At 72.1% G+C, this 24,855-nt stretch carries 25 protein-coding genes and 1 pseudogene; 18 read left to right on the top strand and 8 right to left on the bottom strand.

The features are described 5' to 3' along the window. The first annotated feature begins 18 nt into the window (after window positions 1–18). Both ACZ4Z5_RS08305 and ACZ4Z5_RS08310 read left to right on the top strand, forming a co-directional pair. Window positions 19–729, top strand: a complete 711-nt coding sequence (locus ACZ4Z5_RS08305; RefSeq protein WP_468258424.1) for a response regulator transcription factor — start codon at window positions 19–21, stop codon at window positions 727–729. 2 nt (window positions 730–731) lie between these two features. Further along, a complete protein-coding gene (locus tag ACZ4Z5_RS08310) occupies window positions 732–1,868 on the top strand; it encodes a sensor histidine kinase (RefSeq protein WP_468258427.1) in 1,137 nt (378 codons plus the stop codon). Here the strand turns inward: ACZ4Z5_RS08310 and ACZ4Z5_RS08315 are convergent. Next, complete coding sequence (locus ACZ4Z5_RS08315; RefSeq protein WP_468258430.1) at window positions 1,819–2,868, bottom strand: NAD-dependent epimerase/dehydratase family protein; 1,050 nt, start codon at window positions 2,866–2,868, stop codon at window positions 1,819–1,821. The two genes, ACZ4Z5_RS08310 and ACZ4Z5_RS08315, sit on opposite strands and share 50 nt — an antisense overlap. Before the next feature lie 438 nt (window positions 2,869–3,306). Next, window positions 3,307–4,077 (bottom strand): alpha/beta hydrolase, encoded by a 771-nt coding sequence (locus ACZ4Z5_RS08320; RefSeq protein ID WP_468258759.1) that lies wholly within the window; start codon window positions 4,075–4,077, stop codon window positions 3,307–3,309. A 304-nt stretch (window positions 4,078–4,381) separates the two neighbouring features. Between ACZ4Z5_RS08320 and ACZ4Z5_RS08325 the strand changes: the two genes are divergently transcribed. Next, on the top strand, window positions 4,382–4,669 hold the full coding sequence (locus tag ACZ4Z5_RS08325; protein WP_468258433.1) for a hypothetical protein: 288 nt from the start codon (window positions 4,382–4,384) through the stop codon (window positions 4,667–4,669). Between the two features lie 44 nt (window positions 4,670–4,713). Then, window positions 4,714–6,249 (top strand): CoA transferase, encoded by a 1,536-nt coding sequence (locus tag ACZ4Z5_RS08330; RefSeq protein ID WP_468258436.1) that lies wholly within the window; start codon window positions 4,714–4,716, stop codon window positions 6,247–6,249. A gap of 70 nt (window positions 6,250–6,319) precedes the next feature. Here the strand turns inward: ACZ4Z5_RS08330 and ligA are convergent, their stop codons facing one another. Next, window positions 6,320–8,425 carry an NAD-dependent DNA ligase LigA gene (ligA, locus tag ACZ4Z5_RS08335; protein ID WP_468258439.1) on the bottom strand — a complete coding sequence of 702 codons (2,106 nt, stop codon included), beginning with the start codon at window positions 8,423–8,425 and terminating at the stop codon, window positions 6,320–6,322. 279 nt (window positions 8,426–8,704) lie between these two features. Beyond that, the gene (locus tag ACZ4Z5_RS08340; RefSeq protein WP_468258442.1) at window positions 8,705–10,351 is read right to left on the bottom strand and encodes a phospholipase D-like domain-containing protein; all 1,647 of its coding nucleotides are present in this window, start codon (window positions 10,349–10,351) and stop codon (window positions 8,705–8,707) included. Between the two features lie 422 nt (window positions 10,352–10,773). Here ACZ4Z5_RS08340 and uriH point away from each other — a divergent pair, with 422 nt between their 5' ends. From uriH to tgmB, 4 genes are all read left to right on the top strand, one after another. Continuing rightward, a complete protein-coding gene (gene uriH / locus ACZ4Z5_RS08345) occupies window positions 10,774–11,718 on the top strand; it encodes a uridine-preferring nucleoside hydrolase UriH (RefSeq protein WP_468258445.1) in 945 nt (314 codons plus the stop codon). A 51-nt stretch (window positions 11,719–11,769) separates the two neighbouring features. Further along, window positions 11,770–11,943 carry a hypothetical protein gene (locus tag ACZ4Z5_RS08350; RefSeq protein WP_468258448.1) on the top strand — a complete coding sequence of 58 codons (174 nt, stop codon included), beginning with the start codon at window positions 11,770–11,772 and terminating at the stop codon, window positions 11,941–11,943. A 422-nt stretch (window positions 11,944–12,365) separates the two neighbouring features. Then, on the top strand, window positions 12,366–12,557 hold the full coding sequence (gene tgmA, locus ACZ4Z5_RS08355; RefSeq protein WP_468258450.1) for a putative ATP-grasp-modified RiPP: 192 nt from the start codon (window positions 12,366–12,368) through the stop codon (window positions 12,555–12,557). Window positions 12,558–12,575: 18 nt separating this feature from the next. Then, entirely contained in the window at window positions 12,576–13,508 is a 933-nt protein-coding gene (gene tgmB, locus ACZ4Z5_RS08360) for an ATP-grasp ribosomal peptide maturase (RefSeq protein WP_468258452.1), read from the top strand. 25 nt (window positions 13,509–13,533) lie between these two features. On the opposite strand, the gene ACZ4Z5_RS08365 is transcribed toward tgmB, so the two are convergent. Beyond that, on the bottom strand, window positions 13,534–14,049 hold the full coding sequence (locus ACZ4Z5_RS08365) for a hypothetical protein (RefSeq protein WP_468258455.1): 516 nt from the start codon (window positions 14,047–14,049) through the stop codon (window positions 13,534–13,536). A gap of 157 nt (window positions 14,050–14,206) precedes the next feature. On the opposite strand from ACZ4Z5_RS08365, the gene ACZ4Z5_RS08370 reads away from it, so the two are divergent. The 5 genes from ACZ4Z5_RS08370 (at window position 14,207) to ACZ4Z5_RS08390 (ending at window position 18,187) form a co-directional block, all read left to right on the top strand. After that, window positions 14,207–14,941 (top strand): Clp protease N-terminal domain-containing protein, encoded by a 735-nt coding sequence (locus ACZ4Z5_RS08370; protein ID WP_468258457.1) that lies wholly within the window; start codon window positions 14,207–14,209, stop codon window positions 14,939–14,941. Window positions 14,942–15,225: 284 nt separating this feature from the next. Further along, entirely contained in the window at window positions 15,226–16,248 is a 1,023-nt protein-coding gene (locus tag ACZ4Z5_RS08375; protein ID WP_468258762.1) for a permease, read from the top strand. Continuing rightward, window positions 16,245–17,102, top strand: coding sequence for a TIGR03943 family putative permease subunit (locus tag ACZ4Z5_RS08380; protein ID WP_468258461.1), 858 nt, complete (start codon window positions 16,245–16,247; stop codon window positions 17,100–17,102). Before ACZ4Z5_RS08375 ends, ACZ4Z5_RS08380 begins: the two co-directional genes overlap by 4 nt. Window positions 17,103–17,365: 263 nt before the next feature. Continuing rightward, on the top strand, window positions 17,366–17,830 hold the full coding sequence (locus ACZ4Z5_RS08385) for a cyclic nucleotide-binding domain-containing protein (protein WP_468258464.1): 465 nt from the start codon (window positions 17,366–17,368) through the stop codon (window positions 17,828–17,830). 219 nt (window positions 17,831–18,049) lie between these two features. Beyond that, a complete protein-coding gene (locus ACZ4Z5_RS08390; protein WP_468258467.1) occupies window positions 18,050–18,187 on the top strand; it encodes a hypothetical protein in 138 nt (45 codons plus the stop codon). A 184-nt stretch (window positions 18,188–18,371) separates the two neighbouring features. On the opposite strand, the pseudogene ACZ4Z5_RS08395 reads toward ACZ4Z5_RS08390, so the two are convergent. Together ACZ4Z5_RS08395 and ACZ4Z5_RS08400 are read right to left on the bottom strand one after the other, a co-directional pair. Continuing rightward, window positions 18,372–18,533, bottom strand: a pseudogene (locus ACZ4Z5_RS08395) (diaminopimelate decarboxylase); the annotation flags it as partial. 180 nt (window positions 18,534–18,713) lie between these two features. After that, on the bottom strand, window positions 18,714–19,004 hold the full coding sequence (locus ACZ4Z5_RS08400; protein ID WP_468258470.1) for a hypothetical protein: 291 nt from the start codon (window positions 19,002–19,004) through the stop codon (window positions 18,714–18,716). Between the two features lie 200 nt (window positions 19,005–19,204). Here ACZ4Z5_RS08400 and ACZ4Z5_RS08405 point away from each other — a divergent pair, with 200 nt between their 5' ends. The 4 genes from ACZ4Z5_RS08405 (at window position 19,205) to ACZ4Z5_RS08420 (ending at window position 22,577) form a co-directional block, all read left to right on the top strand. Continuing rightward, entirely contained in the window at window positions 19,205–20,038 is an 834-nt protein-coding gene (locus tag ACZ4Z5_RS08405) for a PP2C family protein-serine/threonine phosphatase (RefSeq protein WP_468258473.1), read from the top strand. Between the two features lie 61 nt (window positions 20,039–20,099). After that, a complete protein-coding gene (locus ACZ4Z5_RS08410; RefSeq protein ID WP_468258476.1) occupies window positions 20,100–21,104 on the top strand; it encodes an MASE1 domain-containing protein in 1,005 nt (334 codons plus the stop codon). A 222-nt stretch (window positions 21,105–21,326) separates the two neighbouring features. Then, window positions 21,327–21,743 (top strand): hypothetical protein, encoded by a 417-nt coding sequence (locus tag ACZ4Z5_RS08415; RefSeq protein WP_468258479.1) that lies wholly within the window; start codon window positions 21,327–21,329, stop codon window positions 21,741–21,743. Window positions 21,744–21,944: 201 nt separating this feature from the next. After that, window positions 21,945–22,577 (top strand): hypothetical protein, encoded by a 633-nt coding sequence (locus ACZ4Z5_RS08420; protein ID WP_468258482.1) that lies wholly within the window; start codon window positions 21,945–21,947, stop codon window positions 22,575–22,577. A 55-nt stretch (window positions 22,578–22,632) separates the two neighbouring features. Here ACZ4Z5_RS08420 and ACZ4Z5_RS08425 read toward each other — a convergent pair whose 3' ends face one another. Beyond that, window positions 22,633–23,316 (bottom strand): winged helix-turn-helix transcriptional regulator, encoded by a 684-nt coding sequence (locus tag ACZ4Z5_RS08425; RefSeq protein WP_468258484.1) that lies wholly within the window; start codon window positions 23,314–23,316, stop codon window positions 22,633–22,635. Window positions 23,317–23,473: 157 nt separating this feature from the next. On the opposite strand from ACZ4Z5_RS08425, the gene ACZ4Z5_RS08430 reads away from it, so the two are divergent. Further along, window positions 23,474–24,841: an FAD-binding oxidoreductase gene (locus ACZ4Z5_RS08430; RefSeq protein ID WP_468258487.1), complete on the top strand. Its 1,368-nt coding sequence runs from the start codon at window positions 23,474–23,476 to the stop codon at window positions 24,839–24,841. Window positions 24,842–24,855 lie beyond the last annotated feature (14 nt).

Here is a 24,855-nt window from a genome sequence, read left to right on the forward strand (position 1 = left end):
GAGTGCGAGGCTGGGGCCATGAGCAGCGAATCACCGGCCCGTGTTCTCGTCGTGGACGACGACCCCACCGTGTCCGAGGTCGTCACCGGGTACCTGGAGCGCGCGGGGTTCACGGTGGACCGTGCCGCGGACGGGCCTGCCGCACTGAGCAGTGCCGCCGCTCGGTGGCCGGACCTGGTGGTGCTCGATCTGATGCTCCCCGGGATGGACGGGCTGGAGGTCTGTCGGGCGCTGCGCGGGACGGCGCCGGTGCCGGTGGTGATGCTGACGGCGCGAGGTGAGGAGGAGGACCGTATCCTCGGCCTGGAACTGGGGGCCGACGACTACGTGACGAAGCCGTTCAGCCCCCGGGAACTGGTCCTGCGCGTCGAGTCCGTGCTGCGCCGCGGACGGGGCACGGCACCGGGTCCACGGCCGGGACCGCTGGTCGCCGCGGGCCTGGTGCTGGATCCGGAGGCGCGGCGCGTGACCAAGAACGGTCTCGAACTCGCCCTCACGCTCCGCGAGTTCGACCTGCTGGCCTATCTGCTCCGGCATCCGGGTCAGGTGTGCGGGCGGGAACGGCTGATGAGGGACGTGTGGGGGTGGGAGTTCGGCGACCTGTCGACGGTGACCGTGCACGTGCGGCGCCTGCGCGCCAAGGTGGAGGACGATCCCGCCCGGCCGCGGCTCATCCAGACCGTCTGGGGGGCCGGCTACCGCTTCGACCCGGTGTCAGACGAGGAATAACCATGCAGGACTTGTTGCTGATCGCGCTGTACGCCTTCGCGGGCGCCGTGTGTGCGGGGGTTCCGGGTGCGCTCGCCCTGCGCCTGCTGCGGCGCCGCTCGCTCACCGTCTCGCTGATGGCCGTACCGGTGGTGGCGGTGACGGCGATGCTGGCGGGGACGCTCTCGGTGGCGAGGGCGATGTTCCTGTCACCGCACGATCTGACCGTCGTGACGACGGTGGTGGCGATGGCCGCCGTGGTGTCCGTGGCGACGGCCCTGCTGCTGGGCCGTTGGATCGTGCTGAGCAGCAGGAAACTGACCCTGGCCGCCCGTACGTTCGGGGACGGCGGTGGCTTCGCCGCGCCGGACGTTCCGGCGACAGCCGAACTCGCCGCGCTGAGCCGTGAACTGGAGGCCACCAGCGCGAAACTGACCTCTTCGCGAGAGCGCGAGCAGGCCCTGGAGAAGTCGCGGCGGGAGCTGGTCGCCTGGATCTCGCACGATCTGCGGACCCCGCTGGCCGGGCTGCGCGCCATGTCGGAGGCGCTCGAGGACGGGGTGGCCGACGACCCGGGGCGCTACTTCAAGCAGATCCGCACCGAGGTCGAACGGCTGAACTCGATGGTGGGCGATCTCTTCGAACTGTCCCGGATCCACGCGGGCACCCTGGCCCTCGCCCCCGCGCGGATGTCGGTGTACGACCTGCTGGGCGACGCCCTGTCGGGGGCGGACCCGCTGGCCCGCGAGCACGGTGTGCGTCTCGTCGGCGGGAAGGTCGAGCCGGTGCCGGTGGACGTCGACGGCAAGGAGATGACCCGGGTCCTGGTGAACCTCCTCGTCAACGCGATCCGTCACACGCCGGCCGACGGGACGGTCGCGGTGGCCGCCGAACGGCGGGACGACGCCGTGGTGCTGTCGGTGACGGACGGCTGTGGCGGGATTCCGGAACAGGACCTGCCGCGCGTGTTCGAGGCGGGCTGGCGCGGCAACGAGGCCCGGACGCCGCCCGCGGGCGCGGGGCTCGGGCTGGCGATCGTGCGCGGGATCGTGGAGGCGCACGAGGGACGGGCCGAGGTGCGGAACGTGGCGGGCGGCTGCCGTTTCGAGGTCACTCTCCCCGCAGTCCCGCCCGAGCGAACTCCCGCATCCCTTCGCTGAAGCCGACGGCCGGCTTCCAGCCCAGTTCGGCCCGCAGCCTCCCGGAGTCCGCGGTGATGTGGCGTACGTCGCCGAGCCGGTAGGCACCGGTGACGACGGGCCGGGGACCGTCGTGGGCGTCGGCCAGGGCGAGCGCCATCTCGCCCACGGTGTGCGGTTCCCCGCTGCCGGTGTTGTAGGCGGTGAAGGAGCCCGGCTCACCGCTCCGGACGGCGTCCGTGGCGACGGCGTTGGCCGCGGCGACGTCCCGTACGTGCACGAAGTCGCGCCGCTGCCGCCCGTCCTCGAACACCGTGGGTGCCTCACCGCGGGCCAGCGCGGAACGGAAGAAGGAGGCGACCCCCGCGTAGGGGGTGTCGCGGGGCATGCCGGGTCCGTACACGTTGTGGTAGCGCAGCGAGACGGCGCGGCCGCCGGTGGAGCGGGCCCAGGCAGCTGCGAGGTGTTCCTGCGCGAGTTTGGTCGTCGCGTACACGTTCCGCGGATCGGTGGGCGCGTCCTCGTCGACGAGTCCGGGGACCAGACCGGCGCCGCATCTCGGGCAGGCCGGCTCGAAGCGTCCGGCGTCGAGGTCGGCGACCGTCCGCGGCCCCGGCCGCACCCGTCCGTGCGCAGGACAGTCGTAACGGCCCTCCCCGTAGACGACCATGGACCCGGCGAGCACCAGATTCCGCACCCCGGCCTCGGCCATGGCGGCGAGCAGCACGGCGGTGCCCAGGTCGTTGCAGGCCACATAGTCGGGAGCGTCGGCGAAGTCCCGTCCGAGGCCGACCATCGCAGCCTGGTGGCAGACCGCCTGCACCCCTCGGAGCGCGTCGGCGGTCACCTCCCGGTCGCGCACGTCGCCCTGGAACCAATCGGCGTCGGGCAGCCGTGGGGGCTGTCGGTGGGCCTGTGGCAACAGGGCGTCGAGGACGACCGGTTCATGTCCCTGTGCGGTCAGTGCCGCGACCACGTGCGAGCCGATGAAGCCCGCGCCTCCGGTGACGAGTACGCGCATACCGCCGACGGTACGGCGCGCAGGCACCGTCGGGCGCGGCGCGCGCGGGGACGTAAGGAATTCGTCACGGCCTGCGCGGGGGCTACGGCCTGGGTTCCCGGCGGAGCCCGGGCCGGGAGGCCCGGTGGATCGGTGTCGTAGGGGCCGGGCGGCGCACGGCGAGGCCTACGCGCCGGGGCCGGGCTCCCGGCGGGCTGTGGGTGCGCTCCACGGCACGTGTCATGCGGGGCGAGGTGCGGCATGACACCCGCGCGGTAGGCCACATGCCTGTGTGCCTGGCTGCGGTGGCGGCCGGGTGCCGGGCCCAGGCGTGGCGGCGGGGCCCGCCGACCCTGGATGCGACGTGCGCACCCGCCGCCACACGGGCAGCCGCCGCCGCACGGACACATGTCGACACTCAGGACCGGAACCGACGGGACGGCGCCTCCCGACGGGCCGTCAGAGGGCCCGCCAGGGTGCGTCGTACGTCCCGTCGTACCGGCCAGGAGCCGGCTGGGGAGCGACGCTGGTACGGGCGCGCCTGGTGCAGTGCGCGTACGACTGGGCCACCGCCGCCGGAAGCGGCGCGAGGCCCAGCATCCAGACCGTGGCGCCGGCCGCGAGGCCGTGCCAGTGGCGCGCCCGCCGCAGCATGGCGTGGTCGCCGCCCGCGACGGGCACCTCGCACACCTCCGCGCCCGCGTCGTTCGCGCGATGGGCGAACGCCCAGGTGTCCCTCGGGTCGGTGACCTCGTCGCGGTCGCCGTGGACCAGCACGAGGCGCCGGCCCGCCAGTTGGCCGACCGGTTCGCCGTCGGGGCACCACGGGGCGAGGGCGACGACTCCGCGTACCGATTCATGGCCGGCGGCGCGCAACGCGGCGCGGCCGCCCATCGAGTGGCCGACGAGGACCACCGGGATGTCGTCGGCGATCCGGGCGATGGCGTCGAGCGCCCCGACGGCGTCCTGCGCGGCGTCGGCACGGCTGCCGTTCCAGCCCCGGCAGCGGTAGCGGACCGAGCCGACGAGGACGCGGTCCCCGGTCGTGGCACGGGCGACCGCCCGGGCGAACGGCACCATGCGCAGCGCGGGGAGGTTGATGCGGGGAGGCGGTCCTGCCCCTTCGGGACGTCCCCCGTGCAGCAGGAGCACCGCCGCGGCTGGGCGGGCCGGACTCCGGTGCGCCACGAGAGGTGCTGTCCCCCGGGCCGCTCGCTCTGCTGTCACCATCACCGTCACGGATTCCTCCTCTTCGTCGCCGAGGGTAGTTCGTTCCCGCGGCCCGTCGGATCGGCAGTCGTCTGCCGGCTGCCGGCCCGTCGAGTTCCCGCCCTTCCCCCGCCGTAGCACTCCGCAGGCCGAACGACTCGGCGAAGGCCCCGGGGTGCTTCCTCGGACCGCCCCGGCCCACAGGAGATACGACGTGGGACACGTGGGGCGTTCAGCCTCCGCCGGAGGCTTCCGTAGCCGCGGGATACCGGGACGGCCGGTGCCGATCTACGCTGGACGGAACGACCGACCTGCGAGGTCCGCCATGGGACGCAGCCATCACTTCCACCTGGACCGCGGTGACCACTCGATCACCGTGAACGTCGGCCCCGGCCGGACCGGCGAGATCGAGATGCTGGTCAACGGCAAGGTCGTCGCTCTGAGACGCGATCACGGCACGGGGACGACGGTTCTGGCCGGGGAACTGCCCGAGGAGCCCGCGCGCTCCTTCCGCGTGCTGGTGCACGAGCCGCGCATGGTCCCGCTCGCGCCCCGGTGCACCCTGGTCCTCGACGGGGTGGAGACGCCCATGCCGGAGCGCTCCCTCGTGTGACCCAGGGAACGGCATCAAGATCCCGTTCGGCGCACACTGTGCGGATGACCTGGAGAGACGACGCGGCGACCGCGTATGCCTGGTCCGCCCTCGGTGGGCGGGCCGAACTGACCGGTGGAGTGACCTACGAACGTGCGGGCGGGGTGCTGCCGGCCCGTCTTCCCGTACGCGAGCTGGCGCGGGCGACCGTGGGTGTCTGCTCGCTCGCCGCGGCCGAACTGCTCGCGCTGCGCAACGGAATCCCCGTGCCGGAGGTGCGGGTGCGGGAGGCCGCGGTCGCGACCGCGTTCGTGAGCGAACGCCGTCTGCGGATCGATGGCCGTACCCCCACGTCGTTCGCACCGCTGTCCGGTTTCTGGCGGGCGTCCGACGGCTGGGTACGCACACACGCCAACTACCCGCACCACCGTGCCCGTCTGCTCCGCTCCCTCGGCATCCCCGATTCGGGCGACGACACGGCGGCGGCACGGCTGCTGGCGCAGGAGCTGGCGGCACGTCCCGCCCTGGAGATCCAGGAGACGGTCTATTCGGCGGGCGGCCTTGCCGTCGCCGTCGCCCCGGCGCCCGGCAGGGACACCGGCCAGGCGCCGGATCCGGACTGCCGCCGTCCGGTGCGCGGCGTGGACGACATGGCCGGCCGCCCGGTGCCGGGCTCAGTGCCAGGCCGTGAAGCCGATCCGGTTCGGGCCCGGAAGACCGCCACACGGCCCGGCCCCGTCCTGACCGGGGCGGATCACCCGCTCGTGGAGATCGTCCGGGCCGGGGAGGGCGCCGCACGGGCACTGCCGCCGGGTGCCCTCCCCGCCTCCGGTGTGCGGGTCCTCGATTTGACCAGGGTCATCGCCGGCCCCGTGGCGACCCGTACGCTCGCGCTGCTCGGGGCCGATGTGCTGCGGGTCGACTCCCCGCAGCTGCCCGAGGATCCGGACACCCACACCGACACGGGTATGGGCAAGCGTTCCACCCTGCTCGACCTGTCCGCTTCGGAGGACAGGAGGATCTTCGAGGATCTCCTCCGTACGGCCGACGTGGTCGTGACCGGCTACCGCCCCGGTTCGCTCGACCGGCACGGCCTGGCTCCCGACGCGCTCCTCGCCCGCCGTCCGGGCCTGGTCGTCGCCCAGCTCGCGGCCTGGGGCTGGTCGGGGCCGTGGGCCGGACGCCGTGGCTTCGACAGTCTCGTCCAGGCCGCGACCGGCATCGCCTCGATCGAGGCCGCGGAGGACGGCAGCCCGGGCGTGCTGCCCGCGCAGGCCCTGGACCACGGCACGGGTTATCTGCTCGCGGCCGCGGTGCTGCGCGCCCTCGGCGACATCCGGTCGACGGGCGGAGGGCGGCATCTGCGGCTCTCCCTGGCGGGCACCGCGGCCTGGCTGATGCACGGCATCCGCCCCGGGGCCATGGACGACACCGACCACGACGGCGGCCGGCCGTACGACCCGGACGCCTGGCTGGCCGAGACCCCCTCGTCCTACGGCCCTCTCCGCCACGCCCTTCCCCCGGTCCACTACGACGGCGGTCCGGGCGACTGGAACCGGCCTTCGCCGCGCTGGGGAACGGACTCACCGCGCTGGACCTGAGCCGGAGGCGGGACGGAGACCGTACGTCCGCCCGCTGCCGCGCCGGGCCTCGTCCGTCAGGCGTCGTCCGTCAGGCGTCGTCCGACGGGACGAACGCGGCGACCATGGCGGCGAACTCGTCGGGGGTGGTGATGGCGACACCGAGCTGCTCGGCCTTGGCACGCTTCGATCCCGCCGCCTCCCCGGCGACGACCAGGCTGGTCCGCTTGGAGACGCTGGAGGACGCCTTGCCGCCGGCGCGCTCGATCAGCTCGTTCATCTGGTTCCGGGAGAGCCGCTCCAGCGGGCCGGTCATGGCGCCGGTGACGACCACGCTCATCCCGGCGAGCGGCCCGGCCGGCTCCACCGGTCCGTCCGTGTCGGCAGTGTCGGTGGCGTTGGCGTTGGCGTTGGCGTTGGCAGGAGTGGCGCCGGGCTCGGTCATGTTCACGCCGGCTGCGACCAGTTTGTCGATGACGGGCGCGAGCTCGGCCAGTTCCGCGACGATCACCGGGGCCTTCTCCACGCCGATGCCCTCCACCTGCTGGACGGCATCCGCGTCGGCCTGTCGGATCGCGTCCATGGTCGCGAAGTGACGGGCGATACGGCGGGACATGGACCGGCCCGTGCCGCGTATGCCGAGCGCGCACAGCACCCGGTTCAGCGGGCGGGTCCTCGCCTGTTCCATCGCGGCAATGAGGTTGTCCGCACTGGCCGGACCCATCCGGTCCAGGGTGAGGAGCTGGTCACGGGTGAGGGTGAACAGGTCGGCCACGTCGGCGACCAGTCCGGCGTCGACGAGCTGTACGACGCGGGTGGCGCCCAGGCCCTCGATGTCGAGCTGGTCGCGGCCTGCCGCGTAGGAGACGGAGGCGACGAGGTGGCAGTTGCGGCCGCGCTCGCAGCGCCAGCGCTGCTCGCTGGTGTCGATCCCGGACCCGCACTGCGGGCACGCCTCGGGGAACGGCACCGGCTGCTCGGACCCGGTCCTCAGATGGGCGACGGGCGCCTCGATGCGCGGGATGATGTCGCCCGCCTTGTAGACCGTCACCTGGTCGCCGATGCGCAGGTCGCGGCGGGTGATGTCGGCGGGGTTGTGGAGGGTGGCGTAGGTGACGGTGGTCCCGTCGATCTCCACCGGTTCCAGGACGGCGCGGGGGGCGATGATCCCGGTGCGGCCAACCGCCCATTCCACGGCGAGCAGCCGGGTGATCTTCTCGACGGCGGGCAGCTTGTAGGCGATCGCCCACCGGGGAGCCCGGGAGCCGGAGCCCGCGTCCTTCTGGTCGGCCGCCAGGTCCGCCTTGATGACGATGCCGTCGATCCCGAAGGGCAGTTCGGCACGCAGGGCGCCTATCTCCCCCACGAGGGCCAGGACTTCCTCGACGGTGGCCGCCGTACGTCCCGGCACCTGGGTCGTGGCGGCGGTGTTCACGCCGAGGCCGGCGGCGCGCTCGATCAGCCGGCTGTGCGGCCGGGTCGCCAGCTCGTCGGCGAGTTCCGGGCCGGTGGCCGGGAGCGGGAGCAGTCCGTAGGCGAAGAAGGTCATCTCGACCGTGTAGGCGCGGTCCTTGGCCCGCAGCGTGCCGGCCGCCGCGTTGCGCGGGTTCGCGAACGGCTCCCCGCCGTGCTCGACCCGCACGGTGTTCGCGGTCTCGAACTGGGCGGTGGTCATCAGCACCTCGCCGCGCACCTCCACGGTCACCGGCTCCGCGAGCCGGCCGGGCAGGCCGACGATCGTGCCGATGGCGTGCGAGACGTCCTCCCCGGCCGCCCCGTCGCCCCGGGTGACGAGCTGGACGAGCTGTCCGTCGCGGTACCGGGCGGCTATCGCCAGCCCGTCCAGCTTCGGTTCCACGCTCCACGCGCCGGCCGGCCGCCCGATGCGCCGCTCGAGGGACGCCGCCCAGCCGGTGAACTGCTCGGCGGAGAAGACGTTGTCCAGCGAAAGCATCGGAACGGTGTGCGGGACGTCCCCGACCACGGCCCCGCCGGCGACCTTCCCGCTCGGTGAATCCGGCAGGACGCGGTCCGGGTGGTCCGCCTCCCAGGCGGCGATCGCCCGTACCAGCCGGTCGTACGCGTCGTCGTCGAGCGCGCTGTCGCCGCGGGCGTAATAGGCGGCGGCCGCCTTCGTCGCATCCTCGACCGCCTGAGCGTACGCGGCGTCGTCAACAAGAACCGGAGTCTGTGTCATGCCGACATCGTGCCTGGTGGCACTGACAATCGAGCTCCGGCCGTGGCGGCCGGGCAGCCGTCGGGGTCGAATGACCGCGGGCGTCACCGGCCGGGGGCTGCCCGGCCGAGGGGCCCGGCCCCCGCCGCCGGGCGACCGCCGGCGGGCAGCCAGGCCGGGCACCGGGCGGAGGGCGACCACGCGGCGGCGACCGGGCCCGCCGCCGGGAGCGGAAAGCCGTGTGGGCCCGTGCGCGGCTGAGCGCGCACGGGCCCACGGTGTGCGGAGCCGGCCCGGGGATCAGGCCGGGCAGAGACCGGTGCTGTGGTCGTACGTGGCGGCCTGCTGCGAGTACGTCCACTGCGGGTCGAGCAGCTTCTCCTTCAGCTGCTTCGCGGCGGCCGGGCTCTCGACGACGTAGCCGAAGTCCTGGAGCCAGGACGGGTAGAGGTTCTTGGAGCCGATGTAGAACGCGGAGTCGTCGACGGAGACGAGCTTGTGGTGCTGCGCGAAGGGCTTGCCGTCGGCCCACGTGGCGGTCGGTGCCGCACGGAACGATGCCAGCTGGAGGTTGGCGCACACAGCGCGGCGAGCGCCCTGCTGGTCACCGGTGACGAGAGCGAGGCGGTTGCGGAGGGTGTCGCTGATCTCCGACAGGGACTTGATCTGGGAGTAGCCGCCGCTGCCGACCGCACCGCGGTTGGCGGGGTCGCTGACGACGATGCGGACCTTGACCCCGGCCGCGATCTTGGCGGCGAGGACGTCGTAGAGGCGGATGTCGTAGCGGGGCAGCGGCGGGCAGGTCGCGTTGAGGTCCTGCTGGGAGATCTCGACGTGGTCGCGGGCGCCGGCGATCAGGGTGCGCAGCGCGGTCTGCTCGGGGTTGACGGTGTCGAAGTCGCGGTCCGCGTTGGTCCGGTCGTGGAGGCCGACCGTGCACTTGGTGTCGGGGGCGGTCGGCAGCTGCGGACGGAACGCAGACGCCGGGTCGGAGTTCTTGATGCCGATGCCGAGTCCGCCCACGGCGATGACCGGCACGTCGCCCCGGGAGGGCACCTGGGCGGGGTTGTTGTCCTTCTCCATGGTGGCCATGCAGGGCGCGCCGTCGGTCGTGGCCAGCCACACCTTGCTGAGGCTGCGCGCGTTCTCGCAGGTCCAGGTCCACAGGGTGTCGAGGTAGCTGCCCGCGGAGCGGGCGGCGGGGCCGCTGAGGGCGAGGTCGACGTCCGCCACCGGGTGGGCGGTGTCGATGTAGTCGTCCTTCCAGCTGTTGATGCCGCCGGTGACGGCGGTCTCGCCGTCGACGACGAGCAGCTTGGAGTGGTTCCAGGAGAGCCCGGCCTTCGACGTCGTCATGGAGGCGACGTTGAGGGTGACGTCGTCGGCGGCGTCGCCGAGCCGGACGAGCAGATCGTTGCGGTAGGTCCGGGGGACGACGTTGAGGTGGTAGAGCGGGGCGGCTCCGACGAGGATGCGGACCTTCGGCTTGTTGCCCGCGGCGACGGATGCCTTGAGTCCTGCGACGACGGCGTCGTTGAACGCGCCGTTCGGCAGGGGCGCGAGGGTTGATATGTCGACGGTGCGGCGCGCCTGCGCGATGTTCTCCGTGATCCTGGCGAGCAGCTTCCGCGTGCCGGACCGGTCGGTGCAGTTCGCGTCGCCCCAGCAGCCGGGGGTCTGCAGCAGCCAGCCGGCCTGGTCGTCGGCGGTGGCGTCGAGGCTGTTGCCGCTGCTGCGCTCCCAGATCTGCCCTTCCAGTCCGGGAGAGACCTCGCGGAGGCTCTGCTCGACGGCGTCGAGATGCGGAGTCGGGCTGCTCGCCCGGGTGTTGCCGGCGGCGGGACCGGTCGCCTGCGCCGGTGCGGCGCAGAGCGCGGTGAGAAGTGCGGTGAGGGCGGTCGTGCTGGAGAGCAGTCGCCCGGAACGGCGGAGCCGGTGGCGGGACACGTTCGTCCTTCGAGGTCACGGTGGGGAGAGCGACGGTCGTCGAGGGGACCGCTCACTCACGAGTCGCTCGAAGCTACCGGCTGGTCACTTATGCTCCGTCCAGCGGGGGTTGTTGATCAGCCATCTGCCCTGACCTCGCACAGCGCACTGCGGACGCCACGCAGGACCACTCCCCCGCCCCACTCCGGTCTCGGGGGCGAACAGGAGCCGTTCCCAGCAGGTTCGCGGGCTTGGCCGGAAATCACCCACGCCGGGCGCGAGCGGGCCGAAGGACGTCCGCCAGGCGCCCCGGTCGACAGCCCCCGGTCGGCACATGCACGGACACGGCCGAGGCGTGTCCCGGTGGGCGGCACATCGTTCGGTATGAGGCGGGCCCGTACGGGACCCGACCGGGGATCGGCGGCGAGCAGAAGGGTTCCGCGGTGGCCAGGAAGATCGTTCTCGACTGCGATCCGGGACACGACGACGCGATCGCGATGCTTCTGGCGCACGGCAGCCCCGACATCGAACTGGTCGCCGTCACCACCGTCGTCGGCAACCAGACCCTGGAGAAGGTGACGCGCAACGCGCTGTCCGTGGCGAGGGTCGCGGGAATCACCGGGGTGCCCTTCGCCGCGGGCTGCCCGCGCCCGCTCGTGCGGACGCCGATGACGGCGCCGGACATCCACGGGGAGACGGGGCTCGACGGACCGGTGCTGCCCGAACCGACGCTGCGACTGGACGGCCGTCACGCCGTGGACCTCATCATCGACACGGTGATGGGGCACGAGCCGGGTGAGATCACCATCGTGCCGACCGCCGGGCTCACGAACATCGCGCTCGCCGTGCGGAAGGAGCCCCGGATCGCCTCCCGGGTGCGCGAAGTCGTCCTGATGGGCGGCGGATTCCACACGGGCAACCGGACGCCGGTCGCCGAGTTCAACATCCTCGTCGACCCCGAGGCCGCGCACATCGTCTTCAACGAGGACTGGCCGCTCACCATGGTCGGGCTCGACCTCACCCACCAGGCACTGGCCACGCCCGCCGTGCTCGACAGGATCGGCGCGCTCGGCACCGGACCCGCCACGTTCGTCCTGGAGTTGCTCGACTTCTTCGGCGCGGCGTACCACGAACTGGGCTTCCCCCACCCGCCGGTGCACGACCCGTGCGCCGTCGCATATGTGATCGACCCGGACGTCATGACAGTGCGCCCGGCCCCCGTGGACATCGAACTCACCGGAAGCCTCACCCGCGGCATGACAGTGACGGACCTACGGGCCCCCGCACCGCCCGGCTGCCACACCCGGGTCGCCGTCGGGCTCGACCACGAACGCTTCTGGAGCCTCGTCGTGGACGCCCTCGCACGGATCGGCACCCCCTCTCCGTAGCGGCCGAATTGAGGAGCGGCGGGGCGGGGCCGTCGCTGCCAGAATCGACATATGGACAGAGAACCGAGCACCGCGCGACGCCTCGGGCCGCTCGTCGAACCGGTCCACGACGTCGGCGACTTCTCCCCCGGTGCACGCAGCGCCCGAGAGGAGGCCGGCCCGTTCGCCCAGGCCGGTCCGGTGCCGGTGACGACCGGGAAGCCCGACCCCCGAACCGCCGGCTGACACCCCCGGCGGCACCCTTGCCTCCGCCTCGCGGTGCGGACCGCTCCCGGTTCGCACCCCTTACCCCCCTCCGCCCCACCTCGGCGATTTCCCCCCAACACCCCCATTGGGCCCACCAGTTCAGTGCGAAATTCGCCACACCGCCACCATGGAGCGGAATTTATCATTCCGCCGTCAGAGCACATGACAGCATGCCGCAACAGGCTCACGCTGGGATGCTTTGTCGCCCATGTCGGAATCTTCGGATCGCATGGCATTCCACAGGGCGACGGAGCCATTCCTGTGCGTTGCCTGGTCAACCTTCCCCGCGGCAGGGCCGTCCTCTAGTGACGGAGAGTCCTGAAACCATTACACCGCAAACACGTACTGTTACCCATGGGGCGTAAACAACCCCCGTGAGACTGGTTAGTTGAGGGAGCGACATGCGACCGTTCGCGTTGAACTACGCTCGGCCGGCGGCGGATTCACCGGTTTCCACGCCCTATACATACGACTCCATGCTGCAAATAAACATTCTTCCCGACGGAAGTCCCGCCATCAGCGATCCGGCCATCCTCCTGGCCTACGGAGCCACCACGTCCACGGCCGGCTCCAAGACGCACTTCGACGACTGATCCGCCCGGCACACGCCCATGACTGTGCTGATCCTGACCTGCCCCGAGGACGTGACGGCGGACCTGGTGGTGGCCGAACTGCACGAGCGCGGCGTACCGCTCGTGCGGTTCGACCCCGCCGAACTCCCCGGCGAGGCGTCCTTGTCGGCCGAGTACGTCCGTGGGGACTTCCACGGCTACCTGTCGGCGAACGGGCGCCTGGTGAGCACCAACGGACTGCGCTCCGTCTGGGTGCGCAGGCCGGGCGAGCCGGCCGCCCAGGCGGCCGATCCGTCCCCCTGGCTCACCGCGGAGACCACTCAGGCCCTCTACGGCATGCTGTACGGCACGGCGGCGCGCTGGATGAACCACCCGACGGCCGCGGCCCAGGCCCGCTTCAAGCCGTGGCAGCTCCGGGTGGCGCACCACAGCGGATTCGCCGTGCCGCCCACGCTGATCACGACGTTCCCCCGCATCGCGCGCCAGTTCGCCGCGCAGTACAAGGACATCGTGGTGAAGACGGTGTCGGGCTCACCGGCGGGCGATCCGCCGATGGCGATACCGACGACCCGCGTCGCGCCGGACGCCGACTTCTCATCCGTCGCCAGCGGCCCGACCATGCTCCAGCGGTACGTCGAGAAGCGTGCGGACATCCGGCTGACGTGCGTGGGCCGGAGACTGTTCGCCGCCAGGAAGACATCCGCCCCGGGCCAGGTCGACGGACGGTTCGGCGACACCGGGCACACCTGGGAAGCGATCGACGTGCAGGACCGTATCGCCCGGGCCGTGCACGCCTACACCGCCGCGGCGGGCATCGCCTACGGCGCGTTCGACTTCGCGGAGGACGAGGACGGCACGTGGTGGTTCCTGGAATGCAACCAGGGCGGCCAGTTCGGCTTCATCCAGCTGGAGACCAGCCAGCCGATCGCGGAGGCCGTCGCACGGTGGCTGGCGGGGCCGACCGTATGGTGACGCGCCGGCCACGACGACGCGCCGCTCATTCGCGCCCGGGCCAGCCGCCCGGCGGCGGCCGGTGCGTGAGGATGCCCGTGGCGGCGATGCCGTGCAGCGCGTCGACGACGGCCATCTGATCGGTGGCCCGGTCCATGAGTTTCTCCAGCCGCGCGGTGTCGACCTCCACGATGTCGGCGGCCACCGGCAGCAGTGCCCGCCACAGCAGGTACTTTCCCTGGACGCCGATCCTCAGCGTCTCCAGCTCGATGAGATTGCCGAGACCGGAGCGGCGGTGGAAGCGCCCATTGGGCTTGAGCCTGCCGGCGTACTCCGCCATCCGGCCGGCGAGGATCTTGTAACGGTGCGGGGCGACCTCCAGCGCCCCCATGATCCCGATCAGCGCACGGCGGTCCTGCGCGATGTCCTCCGCCAGCCGCCGCAGCTCACCGGCGTGCGGTGACGCCCGGTGCCGCCGGGCCAGCCGACGGGCGAGTTCGACACCCGCGGTCGCGCCGGCCAGGTGGTCGTTCAGATAGATCCGCAGAGCTTCGTAGTGCATGGCGAGCCTCTCCGGGAGTTCCCCCCTCCCCTCTTACACTCGTCTGCCCGCATTTCCCACTGAATGCTCCCTTTGGTCGCGATCACCGGCCAGGGAGGGGGCGAGGAAGTGTCAACCTCGGGTTGACGGCCTCATGGTGTCAACCTAAGGTTGCCTCATGACGGAACCCGTGCGCATGATCCCTCAGGTACGGCTCGACGAACTGATCGAAGCCATCAAGGAAGTGCACCCCGACGCCCTCGACCAGCTGTCCGACGCGGTCCTCGCCGCAGAGCACCTGGGTGAACTCGCGGACCATCTGATCGGCCACTTCGTGGACCAGGCCCGGCGGTCCGGCGCCTCCTGGAGCGACATCGGCAAGAGCATGGGGGTGACCCGTCAGGCCGCCCAGAAGCGCTTCGTGCCGAAGGACCCGGGCGCGCCGTCGGACCTGGACCCGAGCCAGGGATTCGGACGCTTCACCCCGCGGGCGAGGAACGTGGCGATGTCCGCCCATAACGAGGCCCGGGCCGCCGGAAACGCCGAGATCCGCCCCGAGCACCTGGTCCTCGGGCTCGTGGGCGACGCGGACGGTCTCGGCGCCAAGGCGATCGTCGCCCAGGGCGTACCGCTGGGCCGGGTCCGCCGGGCCGCCGCCGAGGCCCTGCCGCCGGCCGCGGACACCGTGCCCGAGCTCGTCCCGTACGACGCGGGCGCCCGGAAGGTCCTGGAGCTGACGTTCCGCGAGGCCCTCCGCATGGGGCACAACCACGTCGGGACCGAGCACATCCTCCTCGCGCTGCTGGAGTTCGAGGATGCCGCGGGCGTGCTGACCGCGCTCGGCGTCGACAAGGCGCGCGCGGAGACCGACATCGCCGAGGCGCTCGCCGCGCTCACCGTTCAGCAGGACTGATCGCACGCCCGGTCCCGGGCGGCCGCCCGGCATCGGACGGCCGCCCGGTGGTCCGCCCATGGCGGGCCGGACGCGATGGCCCGCCCGTGGCGGGCCGTACTCGGCCGCCATGGGGGAACGCGGCCCGGCCACCTATGGGGAACACGGCCGTTCGCATGTCCGAGGCAGGGGCTGTCCGGGTTCGGCGGATGTCCCGGATATCGTGATGCCTGCTCACCGACAACCGGGGCAGCCCCCACCGGAGCAGATGTGACGGAGCGGACGTGACCAACTCGGACGACCTGATGACGGCTCCGCCGGGTGACACCGCTCCATATCCCGCGGCCGACCGCACCCACGGCCGGTCCCTTCCGACTCCCCTGCTCTTCGCCGGGGCGTGTGCCGTCGTCCTCCTCGCCGGGCTCGCCGGCGCGATGGACGCCGACGAATGGCTCGGCCACCCGGGATTCCGGGCCTGGCAGACGATCTGTGTGGCGATCACCGTCCAGGCACTGCCGTTCCTGATCCTCGGCACGCTGATCTCGGGGGCGGTCAACGCCTTCGTCCCCTCGCATGTGTTCAACCGCCTCCTGCCGCGGAAGCCCGCCCTCGCGGTCCCGGTGGCCAGTGCCGCCGGGGTCGTGCTGCCCGGGTGCGAATGCGCCTCGGTACCGGTCGCCGGAAGCCTGATCCGGCGCGGGGTCACGCCGGCCGCCGCATTCGCGTTCCTGCTCTCCGCGCCCGCCGTCAATCCCGTGGTGCTGGTCTCCACCGCGGTCGCCTTCCCCGGCAGCCCCGAGATGGTCGCCGCACGCCTCGTCGCCTCCCTGGCCACCTCGGCCGTCATGGGCTGGCTGTGGCTCAGGTTCGGCCGCGCGGACTGGCTGCGCATGCCTGCCCGGCACACCGGGCACCGGGAAGGGCACAGCAAGTGGGAGGAGTTCCGGCTCGGCTTCCAGCACGACTTCCTCCACGCCGGGGGATTCCTGGTACTGGGCGCGATGGCCGCGGCCACCTTCAACGTCGCGGTGCCGCGCTCGGTGCTGGAGACGTTCTCCGGGTCGCCCTGGCTGTCCGTGCTCTTCCTGGCGGTCCTGGCCATCGTGCTCGCCGTGTGCTCGGAGGCCGACGCCTTCGTCGCCGCCTCGCTGACCGGCTTCTCGCCGACCGCCAGACTCGCGTTCATGGTGGTGGGCCCGATGGTCGACCTGAAGCTGATCGCCCTTCAGGCGGGGACGTTCGGCCGGGCCTTCGCCGTGCGATTCTCCACCACGACGGCGGTCGTCGCCGTGCTGTGCTGCGTCGCGACGGGATGGTGCCTGCTGTGAAGCGCCTCGGTCAGACCGTGCTCCTGCTGCTCGCCGGTGCGGGTGTCCTGCGCATCTCGCTCTTCGGTGACCTCTATCTGCGGTACGTGAAGGAGAGCCTCCAGCCGCTCCTCGTGCTGTCGGGAGCCGTGCTGCTCGCCGCCGGGCTGGTGGGCGTGGTACGCGACGTGCTGCCGGGCCTCGGCCGCGCAGAGCACCGGGCCTCGCGGCGCGGCGCGGAGCCTGGGACGGGGTTCGTGGACGAGCCCGACCATGCGAACGAGCACGCCCACGGGAACCACGGGGACACGCACACGCACGGGGACCACGAGGACGCGCACGCACACGAGGACCACGGGCACGACCATTCGCGTACCCCGCGCATCGGCTGGCTGCTGGCGCTGCCCGCCCTGGCGACGCTGTTCTTCGCTCCCCCCGCACTCGGCTCGTACACGGCTGCGCGGGACAATGCCAAGAACATCGGGGAGTACAGCCGCTTCGAGCCGCTGCCGCCCGGTAACCCCGTCCCCCTTTCCCTGACCGAGTTCATCGCCCGGGCCCGCCAGGACGACAGGCAGAGCCTCAAGGGGCGCACCGTCGTCATGGCCGGGTTCGTCACCCCGGGCGAAGACGGCGGCTGGCACCTCACACGTCTGGTGATGTCCTGCTGCGCCGCCGACTCGCAGTCCCTCACCGTCGCGATGCACGGTGTGGAGGCACCGCCGGCCGACACCTGGGTACAGGTGTCCGGTACGTGGCACCGCCGCGGCACGCTCGGCACCCGCTCCGCGGCTCTCGCGCTCGATGTGACGTCCATCGAGCGCATTCCGCAGCCCCCCGCCCCCTATGCGGACCGTGCGCCGGTACTGAGCTGAGGGGCTACGGGTCACCGCCCTCCCGGGGCCACGGGTCACCAACCCTCCCGTACTGCACCCTCCCGTACAGCGTCCGACGACCACGTTCCCGTACGGCGTCCAACGACCGGGAACGCGGGCCACGAACGCCTCCTTCCGACCAGGTCGCCACGCGTGTCGCGTCAGGCTCCCAGGGGCCCGACGGCCTTCCGCCCCCTGCCGTGCGCCGCGCGGCCCGGCGGCCGACCATGGCCAGTAGGAGCACGTGAAACGGAGGCCCCGCGATGAGCAGCCCTTCCCCCACCCGTATGGCAGCCGTGCTGCCTGCGGAGCACCGTGCCCGGCTGATGGCCCTCGCGCGCGAGGTCAACTTCCCCGAGGGAGCGAGGATCTTCGAGGAGGGACACCGCGCGGACCGCTTCTGGATCATCCGCTCCGGCACCGTCGACCTGCACATACGCGTTCCCGGCCGGCGCCCGGCCGTGATCGAGAGTCTGGGCTCCGGTGAACTCGTCGGCTGGTCCTGGCTGTTCCCGCCCTATGTGTGGCAGCTGGGCGCCGACGCGATGACACCGGTGCGCACCCATGAGTTCGACGCGGAGACGGTCCGCATGATGATGGATTCCGACACGGCGTTCGGCTCGTCGGTGGGCCACTGGGTGGGCCGGGTCCTGGCCCACCGGCTGCACGTGGCACGCATCCGCCTGCTGGACCTCTATGCACCGTACGGGAGTGGAAACTCGTTCTGACTCCGCATGAGCGCTACGAGCCGGGCCCGTCCGGAAGCCCGCCGGAGACCCCCTGCGGTACTCCCGGTCGTCGACGGGAGCGTTCCGGAGCTCGCGGTCGAGCGATTCCCGGTAGGCCACGCAGCCGCGGAGGAACCGGGACCAGGGGGGTACGGCCACGTCCGGATCGACCCGTTCGGGGAGGAGTCCCCACAGGCGTGGATGGTGCCGGCACAGGTCGTGCCCCGAGCTGTCCCGGTACACCCGGATACCGGCCCGCAACCGCCGCACCTCGACGACCAGGCCGTCCCGGTCCATCTGCTGGAGATCGTCGTCGAGGTCCATGCCGAGCAGCGTAGGCACGGGCCGCCCCGGTGAACGGGACCGCATGGGCACCGGCGTGGCTGTGCTCCGGTGCCCCCGCGGCCGGCCGGGGACAACGGTGAGCCCCTCTTTCCGGCACGGGCGCGGGGCCACGGCCGAGCGGCCGGGAAGAGCGCCCGGGTACCTCCGGGCGGTCCCTCGCCCGCCCGGAGGTGGCCGTACGGTGCCCGTACGGCCACAGCCCGACGTCGTGGCCGAGGATGTCGTCGAGCGATTCCCGGCGCACCAGCAGCCGCGCGTTTCCGTCGCGGACGGCGACCACCGGCGGGCGGCCGACGAGGTTGTGGCCCGAGGCCAACGACAGCTGGTACGCGCCCGCCACCGGACCGGCCACCAGGTCGAGCGCCCCGGCGCGGGGAGGCGTGCCGGGGCATGACGATGACGCTATTCCCGAAGGGGCGGGGCCGTGACGGGTACTGACGGGTTGCTGACGGCCGGGGCACGGGCGTTGACGGAACCCTGACGGTCACCGGTGGCGCGGAGGTTCGCCGAGGGGCGGAGGGAGTGCGGCGGAGGTGCCTCAGAAGTTCTCGTACCGCTCCGGCATGGGGTGCTCCACGCCGTCCAGCTCCAGGGTGCACCCGGGCTTGGAGCGCACGAGATGGGACTGGTGGACCCGGACGACGAAGGAGCGGGCCGGGTCCTCCGGCAGCTCACCGGCCAGCACGGTGGTGCCCTTGCCGTGCTCGCGCCGGTACGCGACCACTTTGCCGTCGACCAGGAGCTCGATCCCGCCCGTCCGGCCCGGGCCGACGTGCACGGTGATCGAATGGCTGCCGTGGTCGAGGTGGAAGTGGTGGTTGCGCGCCATGCCGCACCTCCACGTCGTCGGTACCCCAGCCTAAGCCGACGCGCCGCCGCCGGGCCCGGCGGCGTACGCCGCCGGAGCGGCCCGCCCGGGAGGCCCCCCGGCGTCGGCAAGCACGGATCATGGGGCGGACGTATCGTGTGCAGGGGTGTGGGTGATTCCCTCACAGCGAGACATCGGCAGGCGGCACCTCGGAGCGGCCCATGACGTGGCGTCGTCCCCCGCGGTCGGAGAGCGCCGACGAGCTGTTGGCCACTCTCCGGCGTCTCACCGCGCAGGCACGGCACGGGGCCGAGCTGCAGAGGGCCCGGGTGGAGCTGGCGGAGGCGTTGCAGCGCGACATGCTCCCGCGGAGGCTGCCCGACCTCCCCGGGCTGCACACCGCGGCCCGGTACACACCCGCGCGCCACGGCCTCGACATCGGCGGCGACTGGTTCGACGGCTTCCTGCTGCCCGACGGGTCCCTGGGGTTCTCCATCGGCGACGTGCAGGGCCACGACGTCGAGGCCGCCGCGTTCATGGGGCAGGTGCGCATCGGCCTGCGCGCGGTGGCGACCACCGCCAAGGATCCCGGCGAGGTCCTGAGCCGGGCCAACGACCTCCTGCTGTCGGTGGACTGCGGGCTGTTCGCCACCTGCAGCTATCTGCGCTTCGATCCGTTCACCTGGGAGCTGGAGAGCGCCCGCGCCGGGCACATACCGGCCGTCTGGGCCACCTTGGACGGGCATGTCAGCGTCTCCGACGACGACGGCGGTCCGCCCCTCGGCATACAGGCCGGGGAGGTGTACCCGGTGACCAGGCGGCGGCTGAGCGAGGCGGGTGCCTGCGTGCTGCTCACGGACGGGGTGGTCGAGGGGCCGTCGTACCCCGTCGAGGCGGGCCTGTCCCAGGTGGCGCGCCTGGTCTCCGCAGGGGCCGGGTCCGATCCCGGCGAACTGGCCGACCAGGTGCTGCGGGTGGCCGAGTACACCGGGCACACCGATGACGCCGCGGTCCTGGTGCTGCGGCACGAGGCGGCGCCGGGCGGCCCCTCGTGAGGCAGGGCGCGGGCGCCGGCACGCGTGTCACGCCGTGCCGTGCGGTGGGAGTCGTTGTGTGATGGCTGATGTGGCCCCTACCGCCCGATTCCGACGGCTTTCCGTAGCCGTCCTCCAGATACTCGCGGTCGCCGTCGCCTACTACGCCGGTGCGCGGATCGGCCTGCTCGAACAGCTCGTCGTCGGGGACGCGATCGTGAGTCCCTTGTGGCCGCCCACGGGGATCGCGCTCTGCTGCCTCTTCTGGATGGGGCTGCGGATCTGGCCCGGGATCGCCCTCGGGACCGTGTTCGTCGTCCTCACGCTCAGTCCCCTGCAGACGACGGCCGTCGCGATCGTGGCGGGCAACACGCTCGCTCCCGTGTGCGCGTATCTGATGCTGCGCCGGGTGGGCTTCCGTACCGAGCTGGACCGGCTGCGGGACGGGCTGGCGCTGGTGTTCCTCGGTGCCCTCGCCGGAATGCTGATCAGCGCCACTGTGGGAGCCGGCGTGCAGCTGGTCACGGGCACGCTGCCGTCGAACGGCTTCTGGCCGGTCTGGTCGGCGTGGTGGGTGGGCGACGCGATGGGCGTCCTGGTCGTGGCGCCCCTGCTGCTGGCCGGGTACAGGTTCCGCCTGCCGAAGGACGTCCCCGGGTACCGGTGGGCCGAGGCGGCCGCCCTGCTGGTCTCCTGTGTCGCCGCATCCCTGACGGCGACCCGCAGCGAGCTCGCCCTGCTGTTCCTCGTCTTCCCGGTGCTCGTCTGGGCTGCCCTGCGCTTCCAGCTGCCGGGCGCCGCGCCGTGCACGCTGATCGTGTCCGTCACGGCGATCACGGCGGCGACCGACCAGCTCGGGCCGTTCGCAGGCCACGACGTCGTCGCCGTCATGGTCAATCTGCAGGCCCTCAACGGGTCGGCGGCGCTCACGAGTCTGCTGCTCTCCGCGATCATCAGCGAGCAGATCGGCATCCGCCAGAAGATCGAACGCGCCTGCGAGGAGCTGGCCGAGGTCGTGGACCATCTCTCACCGGGCACGCCGCGCCAGTGGCCACCGCCGAACCCGGACGGCCAGCCGGACGCCTAGGCATCCGAGGTTCGCAGCGGGGACGGGCCCACGCCGGGCTCACATGTGCGGGAAGTCCTGGTCCACCAGGCAAAACCGTCGAGGGCGTGCCGTGGCCGTCGTAGGCCTTCCATCGTGCGCAGCCCGACGTGCTCGACGCCGCCGGCCGGGCCTCCCGTCGCGGTGTTCACGGGGCGCACCGCCCGTGCCGTGCCGGTCGCGACGGAAGGCACACTGTGTTCCATGCAACTCCCCGCCGAGGCCGTCGCCGCCACCGTACTGATCGAGGTCGTGCGGATTTCCGCCCTCCCGGCCAAGCGGGGCGCCCCGTACCCCGGCAGGACGGTCGCCCACTGGGCCGACGACGAAGCCTCCGACGTCCTGGCACTGATCGAAGACCTGCCCGTCGGCCGGCAGCACCGCTGCGGCTTCGCGCCGGGCTGGAGCATCCGGGCGTACGAGGAGTCCCTCCACCAGCCGGTGTGGGAGGCGGCCTTCTGCTTCAGCTGTCACGAGGTCCGCATGCACGGAACAGCAGTGTCGCCCGCGCCGGCCACGCAGTTCTTCGACGCGGACAGCCCGCAGGCCCGGGCCCTGCTCGCCACCTTCCGCGCGGCGACGCCCACCGGCGTCCCGCACGACGTGTCCGGGACCGGCTGAAGGACGGCTGCCGTGGACCTGGTTGCCGCCTGCGGCCGTATCGGGGAGCGTCACCGACAAGCGCTGTCCCGGCGCCGGTCGCAGGACTCGGAGCCGGTGCTCCGGCTCCGCCCACGCCGGTTCCCTCAGATCACCGGATCGCTGATCCGATGCAGCCATGGAGCTTGACCTCAACCGCAGTTGAGGTCGGAGGCTGGCGTCATGACCACCATTGATCCCGGCCTGTCGCCGGTCGCACTGCCCAGCCCTGCCCGCCCGGAAGCGGGTCTCGTCCTGGCCTCGCTGTGGCACACGGAGGGGCCCGAACCACAGCGGAAGGTGATGGCCGGCGTCATGGATGCCTGGGAGGAGACCCGGCTGCCGGCCGCTTACCTCGCGCGGCACTGCCTGGAAGGCTCCGACGGACGGACCATCCTCAACTTCGCCCAGTGGACGAGTTCGGGCGCACACCGGTCCTTCGCCGCCGACCCGCGCAACCAGCAGACCCTCGGCCGCACCATCCAGGCGCTCTACTCGGCCGATCCGCCCGGCCGTTACGCGCCTTACCGCTCCGCCGTACGGCGAGACGGAACGGCCCGCGGCTTCACCGCCGCGTGGTACGACACCGAGGACGCCGCGGTGGCCCGGTCGCTTGCCGACGAGTTGTCCGAACGACCCCATGCCACCCCGTCGTCCCCGGCACCCGTGGCCGAGTACTTCCACGTGGGCGAGGACGGCCGGCAGCTGTTCGTACTCACCGCGTTCGAGGACGAACCCCGCGGTGCCGGCCTGTGGTTCCGTCCGTTCCGGGGGCTGGTGCGAACGGCACGACACGTTTCTGGCGGCGGGTGTTGACGGCGTCGGTTTCGCGGGGACCACCGACGGCTTCCACCGTGCTCGCCGACAACCTTCAGACGCTTCGGGAGACCGGTTTGATGTGGGCGAAGGCGCTGCCGGCGTTCCAGGTGGGGAACGCCCGTACGAGCCAGGAGGGGCCGTGGAGTTGGATGCGGCGGTCGCGGGTGGCTTCGGCCCAGGTCTGCCGGCCGGCGTGCCATTTGACGAAGGCTTCGGCTTCCGCCGTGATGTAGAGGTCCTCGTCGAGGCCGGGGTACGTCTTGCAGATCTCGGTCTCCCCGTGTTCGATCAGCAGCCAGTACCGCTCGGGGCGCCGGCGGCCGGTGAAGTCGAAGCGGACGACGACGCGCCGATCCGGGAGCCGGTCCCGGCGGAGCATGTTGCACATCGACCACAGCGCCACAAAGGGATCGAGGTGCTCGGGGGCGATCTCGAGCCAGGCCGCACCCCACTCGCCGAGCGACACGCAGACCTTGAACAGCTCGTGACCCGCCAGAGTGAGCTCGTAGCGGCTTCCGCGCCCGTCGGGCTTGGGTGCCGACCTGACGATGCCGAGCCGTTCGAGCTGCTTGAGCCGCTGCGAGAGCAGGGTGCGTGAGAGCCCGGGGGCGCCCTCCAGGATCTCGCTGAAGCTTCCGCAGCCCAGGTGCAGGTTGCGGATGATCAGCGGCGTCCAGCGCTCGGCGAAGATCTCTGCGCCGCGGGCGATGGGGCAGTACTGGCCGTAGCTGCGCACGACGCCAGTGTCCCACCCCTGCCTCCGGCCCTGAAGTCCAGATTCTTGACTTCCCGGCCGCGGCCCCCGGTGATGCGATGGATGTCGGGACACGAGGAGGTGACGACGAGATCACCGAGCACGTGGGCCGCTACACCCGAGCGAGGAGGCGATCGCCATGGAGATCGACGGGTTCCGGGGCGAGCTGATCACCGCTGACCACGTCGACTACGACACCGCCCGGGCGGTGTGGAACGGCGCCGTCGACCGGCGCCCCCGAGTGATCGCCCGTTGCAGCGGGACCGCCGACGCGGCCGCAGCCGTGCGCTTCGCCCGTGACCACGATCTGGAGATCGCCGTTCGGGGCGGCGGCCACAACGTGGCCGGCACCGCGGTGTGCGACGACGGGATCGTCATCGACCTCTCGGCGATGCGGGCCGTGTGGACAGACCCTGTCGGCCGCACCGCCGGGGTGCAGGGAGGCGCCCTGTGGGGCGACGTCGACCACGAGACGCAGGCTCACGGTCTGGCCACCACCGGCGGCATCGTGAGCCACACCGGCGTCGCCGGGCTGACTCTCGGCGGCGGCATCGGCTTCCTCATGCGCGCACATGGGCTCACCGTCGACAATCTGCTGGCCGCCGAGGTGGTCACCGCCGACGGCAGCATCGTCCGGGCGTCCGCCGACGACCACCCCGATCTCTTCTGGGCGCTGCGAGGCGGCGGTGGCAACTTCGGCGTCGTCACCGCCTTCCGGTTCGCACTGCACCCCGTCGGCCCGACCGTCATGGCCGGACCCGTCTTCTGGACGGCCGACGACACCACCGACGTGCTGCGCTTCTACCAGGACTTCGCCGCCGAAGCACCTGACGGACTCGGCACCGTCGTCAGGCTCGGCACCGTCCCCCCACTGCCGGTCATCCCCGAGAATCTGCACTGGCGGCCGGCCGTCGCCGTCATCTGCTGTTACGCCGGCGCCGTCGACGACGGCGAGCGGGCGGTGCGGGCTCTCCGGCAGTTCGGGACGCCGCTCGTGGACCTGCTCGCCCCCACTCCGTACGCCGCCTTCCAGCGCGCCACCGACGACACCGTCCTTCACGGGTGGCACTACTACTGGAAGGCCACCAACCTCGCCGGCCTCTCCGACGACGCCGTCGCCGTCATCGCCGATCACGCCTACAGGGCCGGCTCGCCCCGGTCGTACTCGGCGATGTTCCACATGGGCGGCGCCGTCGCCCGGGTTCCCCACGACGCCACCGCCTACGCCGGTCGCGACGTGACCCACAACATCGTCATCGACGCCGTGTGGTCCCCTGACGAGTCCGGCGAGCACGCGGAAGCCGAGACCGCGTGGGCCCGACGGTTCCTCCACGCCCTCCAGCCGCACCGCGTCGACAGCGTCTATGTCAACTTCCTCGATGCCGACGACACCAGCCGCGTTCGAGAGGCATACGGCGATCGCATCTACCGGCGACTGGCCGAGGTCAAGGCCAAGTACGACCCCGACAACGCCTTCCATCACAACAGGAACATCCGCCCCGGCTGAGCATGGACGGCACT

The organism is Streptomyces sp. NPDC030222, assembly GCF_055573115.1.

Coding starts and splice junctions, on each gene's coding strand:
- ACZ4Z5_RS08305 (WP_468258424.1), top strand. CDS start 19: ATGAGCAGCGAATCACCGGCCCGTGTTCTCGTCGTGGACGACGACCCC.
- ACZ4Z5_RS08310 (WP_468258427.1), top strand. CDS start 732: ATGCAGGACTTGTTGCTGATCGCGCTGTACGCCTTCGCGGGCGCCGTG.
- ACZ4Z5_RS08315 (WP_468258430.1), bottom strand. CDS start 2,868: ATGCGCGTACTCGTCACCGGAGGCGCGGGCTTCATCGGCTCGCACGTG.
- ACZ4Z5_RS08320 (WP_468258759.1), bottom strand. CDS start 4,077: ATGGTGACAGCAGAGCGAGCGGCCCGGGGGACAGCACCTCTCGTGGCG.
- ACZ4Z5_RS08325 (WP_468258433.1), top strand. CDS start 4,382: ATGGGACGCAGCCATCACTTCCACCTGGACCGCGGTGACCACTCGATC.
- ACZ4Z5_RS08330 (WP_468258436.1), top strand. CDS start 4,714: ATGACCTGGAGAGACGACGCGGCGACCGCGTATGCCTGGTCCGCCCTC.
- ligA (WP_468258439.1), bottom strand. CDS start 8,425: ATGACACAGACTCCGGTTCTTGTTGACGACGCCGCGTACGCTCAGGCG.
- ACZ4Z5_RS08350 (WP_468258448.1), top strand. CDS start 11,770: ATGGACAGAGAACCGAGCACCGCGCGACGCCTCGGGCCGCTCGTCGAA.
- tgmA (WP_468258450.1), top strand. CDS start 12,366: ATGCGACCGTTCGCGTTGAACTACGCTCGGCCGGCGGCGGATTCACCG.
- tgmB (WP_468258452.1), top strand. CDS start 12,576: ATGACTGTGCTGATCCTGACCTGCCCCGAGGACGTGACGGCGGACCTG.
- ACZ4Z5_RS08365 (WP_468258455.1), bottom strand. CDS start 14,049: ATGCACTACGAAGCTCTGCGGATCTATCTGAACGACCACCTGGCCGGC.
- ACZ4Z5_RS08370 (WP_468258457.1), top strand. CDS start 14,207: ATGACGGAACCCGTGCGCATGATCCCTCAGGTACGGCTCGACGAACTG.
- ACZ4Z5_RS08375 (WP_468258762.1), top strand. CDS start 15,226: ATGACGGCTCCGCCGGGTGACACCGCTCCATATCCCGCGGCCGACCGC.
- ACZ4Z5_RS08385 (WP_468258464.1), top strand. CDS start 17,366: ATGAGCAGCCCTTCCCCCACCCGTATGGCAGCCGTGCTGCCTGCGGAG.
- ACZ4Z5_RS08400 (WP_468258470.1), bottom strand. CDS start 19,004: ATGGCGCGCAACCACCACTTCCACCTCGACCACGGCAGCCATTCGATC.
- ACZ4Z5_RS08405 (WP_468258473.1), top strand. CDS start 19,205: ATGACGTGGCGTCGTCCCCCGCGGTCGGAGAGCGCCGACGAGCTGTTG.
- ACZ4Z5_RS08410 (WP_468258476.1), top strand. CDS start 20,100: ATGGCTGATGTGGCCCCTACCGCCCGATTCCGACGGCTTTCCGTAGCC.
- ACZ4Z5_RS08415 (WP_468258479.1), top strand. CDS start 21,327: ATGCAACTCCCCGCCGAGGCCGTCGCCGCCACCGTACTGATCGAGGTC.
- ACZ4Z5_RS08420 (WP_468258482.1), top strand. CDS start 21,945: ATGACCACCATTGATCCCGGCCTGTCGCCGGTCGCACTGCCCAGCCCT.
- ACZ4Z5_RS08430 (WP_468258487.1), top strand. CDS start 23,474: ATGGAGATCGACGGGTTCCGGGGCGAGCTGATCACCGCTGACCACGTC.